Source organism: Mycobacterium attenuatum (genome assembly GCF_900566085.1).
In the GTDB taxonomy this organism is placed as follows: Bacteria; Actinomycetota; Actinomycetes; order Mycobacteriales; family Mycobacteriaceae; genus Mycobacterium; species Mycobacterium attenuatum.
Genome location: NZ_UPHT01000022.1, coordinates 1 through 6,469 on the forward strand (window position 1 = coordinate 1; position 6,469 = coordinate 6,469).

A 6,469-nucleotide genomic window follows, 5' to 3' on the forward strand; every position below is an offset into this window, starting at 1 on the left:
ATCGCCGGCCGCGCCGCCATTGCCGAACAGCCCGCCATTGCCCCCGATCCCGCCGGTACCGCCGTTGCCGCCGTGGCCCCCGGACGTCGTAGCGTCCGCGCCGTCGCCGCCGTCGCCGGCATTGCCCGCAGTGCCGGCACCGGTGGCAGCCGATGCCATTCCGCCATCGCCGCCGGCTCCGCCCCCACCCCCCGACATGCCGTAGCCGCCGGCGCCGCCCGCGCCGCCGGTGCCGCCTGCGCCACCGTTGCCGATTAACATCCCGCCGTGTCCGCCGTTGCCGCCGGCACCCCCGGTGCCGCCGGTACCGCCGGATAAATCGCCAGCAGCGCCGTTGCCACCACCGCCGCCGGTCCCGCCGAAGACCGTCGCAACGCGACGGGTGGAAACCGTGGCTTCGCCGCCGGGGCCGCCGGCGCCACCCGCGCCGCCGGGCGCACCACCGTCGGCGCCGTGTCCACCCTGACCACCTTGGGCCAGACCCTGGATTGCAAGTCCGGCGGGATTTAGCGGATCAGGTATAACCTTCGCGTTGCCGCCAGCGCCACCGTCGCCACCGTTGGGGCCAGGACCCCCGGCGCCCCCATCACCGCCGACGGCGGAATACAATGCAAAATCGGCCTGATCGTGAAGTGTGACTGTGGTGTTGCCGCCGGCCTCTCCCGTGCCGCCCTTTATACCGGTACCCCCGGGGCTACCCTCCTCGCCGGGCAAAGCAGTCAAAGAGGTATTGGTTCCCGATGCTTCTAGGCCGGCCTGGCCGGTGGTGGCGGTGCCGGTCCCGGTTGGGCTGAGGCCGTTGGCGCCGCCGAGTCCGGTGCCGCCGCGCCCGCCGGCTCCGCCGTCGCCGAAGAAGTAGGCGTTGCCGCCATTGCCGCCGGTGGCGCCGATCCCCCCGGTTCCGCCCGCGCCGCCGTTGCCTAGCAGCCACCCGCCGGCTCCGCCGTTTCCGCCGCGGGCACCGATGCCGCCGGTGCCTCCGGTCCCGCCGCTGCCGAGGAATCCCGCGTCGCCGCCGGCGCCGCCGGGCTGTCCGGGCGCACCGGAGGCGCCGTTGCCGCCGTTGCCGAACAACAAGCCGCCGGCTTCACCGGCCTGCCCGGTACCGGGCGCTGCGTCGTAGCCGTTGCCGATCAGGGGGCGTCCCAGCAGTGCCCGCGCGGGTGCGTTGACCACGTCGAGCAACTGCTGGCCGGCGTTGGCGGTCTCGGCGGTCGCATAGGAGTTCATGCCCGCCTGCAGCGTGCGCACGAACTGGTCATGAAACAGTGCTACCCGAGCGCTGAGCTCCTGGTATTCGCGAGCGTGTGCGTTGAACAGTGCGGCCACGGCCGCCGACACTTCATCGCCGGCGGCCGCTGCCAACCCGGCCGTGGGGGCGGCAGCGGCCGCGTTGGCCGAGCTGATCGCCGAGCCGATGCCGATCAAGTCTCCTGATGCCGACGCCACAACGTCGGGCATCGCAATCACGAATGACATGACTTGTTCCTCCCAACACTGCCTTAGTGGCCGCCGGATCTCACTGTCCGCAATGCGCTTTTGGTAGTTGTTGGGAGAACGTGAAATGCGCTGGCTGGCGCTCTTTAGCTCATGCTGTTGGCGTGTTGCGGCTGGCGACGGTCTGGTCGGCCACTGCCAGCGCCATCGCCATGATCGACACCTGCGGGTTTACCTCCGGGCAGCTGGGCAGGATCGATGCGTCGGCAACCCACACGCCGTCGATGCCGCGTAGCCGGCCGCTCGGGTCGACGGGACAGATCTGCGGGTCGGCGCCGGCGGCCGCGGTCCCGATCGGATGGAACGCCGCCAGGTGCAGGCCACGCGGGTCGACGCGGCGCAGCACATCCTGCAGCGCGGCGGGCGACGTCACGCTGCCCGCGCCAGGCACCCCGGTGAGCACCTCGACCGCTCCGGCGGCGAAAAGCAGACGGCCGATGGTCTCCATGGCAACGCGAAGCTTGGCGATGTCGGCGCGGTCAATCTCGTAGCGCACCAGCGCCTCCCCGCGCAGCGGCCGCACCGATCCCACACCCTGGTCGGCGACCATCGCGCCGAAGGTGGCGACTTGGGGCGCCCGGTCCAGCCAGCCGAGCAGTTCGGTGCCGTAGCCGGGAAAGACCATCGAGCCCATGCCCGGCGGCGTGGCCGTCGCCTCGACCAGGACCCCGTCGGATTCGTGGAACTCGTGGACCGCCGCGCTTTGCAGCACACCGCGCCAGGCGTAGACGTCGTCATCGAAGCGTCCGGCAAGCATCGTCGCCGGATGCAGCGCCAGGTTCCGGCCGAGCCGGGGATGGCCGCCAAGACCACTGCGCCACAGCAACATCGGCGTCTCGGTGGCACCGGCGGCGACGACGACGATGTCGGCCAGCACGTCGATCGCGGTGCCGTCGGGCCGGCGGGCGCGCACCCCGCGGGCACGTCCGTGTTGGTGCAGCACCCGCTCCACACGCGCGTGGGAAACGATTCGCGCGCCGGCCGCACACGCCTGCGGCAGTGCGTTGAGGTGTACACCGAACTTCGCATTGCCCGGGCAGCCGATCGCGCATTGGCAACAACCTTCGCAGCCTGGCGCATTGCGCGGGATCGGTGCGGCCCGCCAGCCCAGCGACGTGGCAGCCTCGAGCAGCAGGTTGCCGTTGCGGCCGATGACATCGCGCGGTGCGGGTGCGACCTGCAGCGTGCGCTCCACCTCGTCGAGGTAACCGGCCAGCCGGTCCGGGTCAGCCAGGCCCAGCCCGAATCCGTCGCGCCAGCGACGTTGCACGGCATCGGGTGGCCGAAAGCATGTGCCGGAGTTGACGACGGTGGTGCCCCCGACCGCCCGGCCCATCGGCAGCACCACCGACGGGCGGCCCAGCGCGATAGTGGCCCCGGCGCCGCGGTATAGGCCGGCATAGCGGTCGATCGGGTGGGTGTTACGGAATTCCGCGACCGTCCAGCGCCGCCCCTCTTCGAGTACGACGACGCCGGCGCCGGCCGTTGCCAAAGTACGCGCGGCCATGGCGCCGCCGGCCCCGGAACCGATGACCACGACGTCCGTGGTGATGACCGAAGCGCTATCCGTCGACGCGGTGACGGTCAGCACCGCATCCGGGCGCGCCGGATCGTGCTCCTGCGCCCTGGCCAGCAACTCTTGCGCGTAGCTGTCGGCGCCGTTGGCGAGCAGCATGATCGCTTTCAGGCCCTCTACCGCGGCACCCATATCGGGGCCGACGGCGGCAACGCGGCCCAGCACCCGGGCCCGCTGCGCCGGACTCAGTCGCGACAACGACCGTCCCGTGGTGAGGTAGCTCGCGGCCGCCATCGACAACACCCCGGCACGGACCGCCGACCGGTGCATCGGTGGCAGTTGCTCCGTGTAGCGCCCGACGCGTTCGACGAACTGAGCCGGTGTTGGACCACCGTGCTCGGGTGGTAGCAACGCCGTGCCGAACGCGGCCACGGCCCGATCCGCCAGCCGGCTCATCGCCGGCGTCCGAGCCGTCGGCCAAGTTTGATGAAGAAGGGATAGGTCCCGAAGATGCCGCCGGCGGCCGCGTGCAGCGGCCATGCCGCCTCGTCGGTCTCGACGGCGAAAACGCCGCTGTTCCACATGAAGTCGCGGCCGTTGCGGGCACGGAACGGCCGCCACAGGAACCCCAGTCCGGGCACGTTGTTGTAGAGGCCGAACGATCCTGCGAAGAAGACACCGAGAACGGCGGCTTCGGCGATATCGCGACGGTCTTGGGGAACCTTGCGCTCGATGAGCGCGCCGCAGGCAAACAGCAGCGGGGGGTCCAGGAGGAAGCTCATGACGGGGTCCTTTCGTTGACGGCGGGTGCGTCGGCTCCGCGCAACCCGACTTCGGCATGACCGATGCCCAACACCGACCAACGCCGGTCGTCGACTTCGACATGGATGTCGGCCTGTTCGGTGTTGGTGCACACCGCCCGGCCCCCGTCCGGGTCGGTGTATTGCAGACTCACGCACTTGTCCGGGGGCTGATCGACCCGGATGAGCACGTGGCGACCGCCGATGCGCCCCTCCAGCTGCCAGTGCTGCACACCGAGCGTGGTGCGCATCCGCAGTGACGGTAACGGGCTGGTGGGCCAGTCCTGTCCGTCGATGCGGAAGCGAACGAACGCCAGTGGCGCAAGCCGGCGCAGCCCCGGCTTGTGCGACACCGCGGTGACGGCCTCCACCACGTCGCCGCCGCCGAGGTCGGCGTGAATCCAGCCCCAGCGCATGGCGTTGCCATGCCCGTAGATGTGTGCGACGCCGCCGCGCCAGCCGGCGACGGGATGGGTGGTGCCGCCCTCAGAATCCACGGTCAACGAGCCGGTGAAGGCGGCGGTCGGGGCGAGCACCACTTGTGCGCCCGGCAGTAACTCGCGTTCCCACGCCGCCCGGGGAAATGTCCACAGCGGCGCGCCGGGGTCCTTCCAGGTCAGGTCCCAGGCCAGTGATCCCGCCCGCCCGGTGAGTTTGCCGGGTGCCACCCGGGCGCCCGCGGCATCGAACCATGCCGAGCCGTCCGCGGGCTGAGCCGGCGTCGGCCCGAAACGCTCGGTGCGCGGTGCGCCCTTCGACGGAAACCAGGTCACCCAGCCGTGTGCGTACGGCGAACCGGTTGTCGGAGCCACCGTTTCGCAGTGCACCCACAAGCCAGACCGCGTCACCGGATCGGACAAGGTGGCATACCAGACTTCCAGGCGTCCGGCCTTCCCTCGCCAGCGCGGGGCTACGGCCGAGCGCAATTCGTCGTCCACTGGTTCCACCTCCGGTCCTTCTGGCCTGGACTGTCAACGGGTTGACTTCGTCCACTATATTGGTTGAGCCAATGAACCAGTCAAGTACCTTTCAGCCGCCGGACCGCCAGCGCGTCGATGAACAGATCGCGGCGTCGATCGCGGACGCCATCCTGGACGGGGTCTTCCCGCCGGGCTCGACGCTTCCGCCGGAACGTGACCTGGCCACGCAGTTCGGTGTCAACCGCACGTCCTTGCGGCAGGGGCTGGCACGCCTGCAGCAGATGGGCCTGATCGAGGTCCGACACGGCAGCGGCAGTGTGGTCCGGGATCCCGCGGGGCTCACCCATCCCGCCGTGGTCGAGGCGCTGGTACGCAAACTCGGTCCGGATTTCCTTGCCGAGCTGTTGGAGATCCGTGCGGCGTTGGGCCCGGTGATAGGCCGCCTCGCCGCGGAGCGGCACACCCTCGGCGATGCCCAGGCATTACGCGAGGCACTGGCGGCCGTGCGGGAGGCCGATAGTGCAGCCTTGCGGCAGTCGGCCGACCTCGCCTATTTCCGGGTGCTCATCCACAGCACCCAAAACCGCGCATTGGGTTTGCTGTATCGCTGGGTCGAGCACGCCTTCGGTGGCCGGGAGCACGAGTTGACCGGGGCCTACGACGATGCCGAACCGGTGCTGGCCGGCCTGCTCGCCATCACCGACGCGGTGCTGGCGCGCCAATCCGGCGCCGGCGCGGCCGTCGAGGCCTATCTGCGGGCCAGCGCGCTGCGCATGATCGTGTCGTACGTCAAAGGGCAAGCGACTTAACTGTGTGCTAGCCGTTTTTCCCGTACTGGCCGAATAGCAGGCCGCCGGTGCCGCCCGTGCCGCCCGGTCCCTGCCCCCAGCCTTTGCCTCCATTTCCGCCGTTGCCGATGAGGGCCGCGTTGCCGCCGCCACCGCCGGTGGCGTCGAACGCGCCGCCCGTCCCGGCGTTACCGCCGTTGCCGGCGTTGCCGATGAACCTGGCGTCGCCGCCCGCCCCACCATTCCCGACGAAGTTTGCTCCATTGCCGCCGGCCCCGCCGGCCCCGCCGTCGCCGAATCCCTGGGCGTAGCCGCCGGCCCCACCGGCCCCGCCGGAGCCGGGTGCTCCCGTGCCGTTGCCGCCGAACCCGCCGGCGCCGCCGCTGCCAAACAGGCCGATGGCATTGCCGCCGCTGCCGCCGGCGCCCCCTATTCCCCCGACGCCGCCTGCGGCTCCGCCGTTGCCGCCGCCACCGGCGTTTCCGTACAGCAGCCCGCCGTCGCCGCCGTTGCCACCGCCGCCCGCGGTGCCGACGCCAACGGCAAGATTTCCGCCCCGGCCGCCGGCGCCGCCGTGGCCGATCAGCCCGGCGTTGCCGCCATTGCCACCGGCGACGCCGGGCGCCAGGCTGTTCGCGCCGGCTCCGCCATTGCCGTAGAGGAACCCGGCGCTCGTGCCGGACTGTCCGGTGTCGCGGCCCCCGTCACCGCCGTTGCCGATCAGCACCCCGGCCTTGCCGGCAGCCCCACCGGAAAAGCCGAATCCACCGTCGCCGGCATTGCCGATCACAAAGCCCGCATTGCCGCCGGCGCCGCCGGCTGCGGGCAAGCCGTTGAATCCGACGCCGGCGCCGCCGCCGGCACCGCCGTCGCCGAACAGCAACCCGCCGGCCCCACCGGTCCCACCGTCGGCGCCGTTGCCGGCGAGGTTGCCGGCGCTGCCGCCGG

At 71.3% G+C, this 6,469-nt stretch carries 6 protein-coding genes; 1 reads left to right on the forward strand and 5 read right to left on the reverse strand.

All coding sequences use genetic code 11. The features are described from left to right. The 4 genes from EET13_RS03700 to EET13_RS03715 form a co-directional block, all read right to left on the reverse strand. The coding region (locus tag EET13_RS03700; RefSeq protein ID WP_136623098.1) for a PE family protein at positions 1-1,479 on the reverse strand (1,479 nt) is incomplete at its 3' end. Positions 1,480-1,588: 109 nt separating this feature from the next. Continuing rightward, positions 1,589-3,469 carry a GMC family oxidoreductase N-terminal domain-containing protein gene (locus EET13_RS03705; RefSeq protein ID WP_122441030.1) on the reverse strand — a complete coding sequence of 627 codons (1,881 nt, stop codon included), beginning with the start codon at positions 3,467-3,469 and terminating at the stop codon, positions 1,589-1,591. Next, complete coding sequence (locus EET13_RS03710; RefSeq protein ID WP_122441031.1) at positions 3,466-3,795, reverse strand: hypothetical protein; 330 nt, start codon at positions 3,793-3,795, stop codon at positions 3,466-3,468. Before EET13_RS03710 ends, EET13_RS03705 begins: the two co-directional genes overlap by 4 nt. Next, complete coding sequence (locus EET13_RS03715) at positions 3,792-4,751, reverse strand: hypothetical protein (RefSeq protein WP_122441032.1); 960 nt, start codon at positions 4,749-4,751, stop codon at positions 3,792-3,794. The genes EET13_RS03710 and EET13_RS03715 overlap by 4 nt, the downstream gene beginning before the upstream one ends. 71 nt (positions 4,752-4,822) lie before the next feature. On the opposite strand from EET13_RS03715, the gene EET13_RS03720 reads away from it, so the two are divergent. Next, entirely contained in the window at positions 4,823-5,542 is a 720-nt protein-coding gene (locus tag EET13_RS03720) for a FadR/GntR family transcriptional regulator (protein ID WP_211189021.1), read from the forward strand. A gap of 7 nt (positions 5,543-5,549) precedes the next feature. Here the strand turns inward: EET13_RS03720 and EET13_RS30165 are convergent. Continuing rightward, a partial coding sequence (locus tag EET13_RS30165; protein WP_342212272.1) for a PGRS repeat-containing protein occupies positions 5,550-6,469 on the reverse strand: 920 nt, incomplete at its 5' end.

What these genes read in the sequence shown, in the direction of transcription:
- EET13_RS03705 (WP_122441030.1), bottom strand. Translation starts at nt 3,469, where the DNA reads ATGAGCCGGCTGGCGGATCGGGCCGTGGCCGCGTTCGGCACGGCGTTG.
- EET13_RS03720 (WP_211189021.1), top strand. Translation starts at nt 4,823, where the DNA reads ATGAACCAGTCAAGTACCTTTCAGCCGCCGGACCGCCAGCGCGTCGAT.
- EET13_RS03710 (WP_122441031.1), bottom strand. Translation starts at nt 3,795, where the DNA reads ATGAGCTTCCTCCTGGACCCCCCGCTGCTGTTTGCCTGCGGCGCGCTC.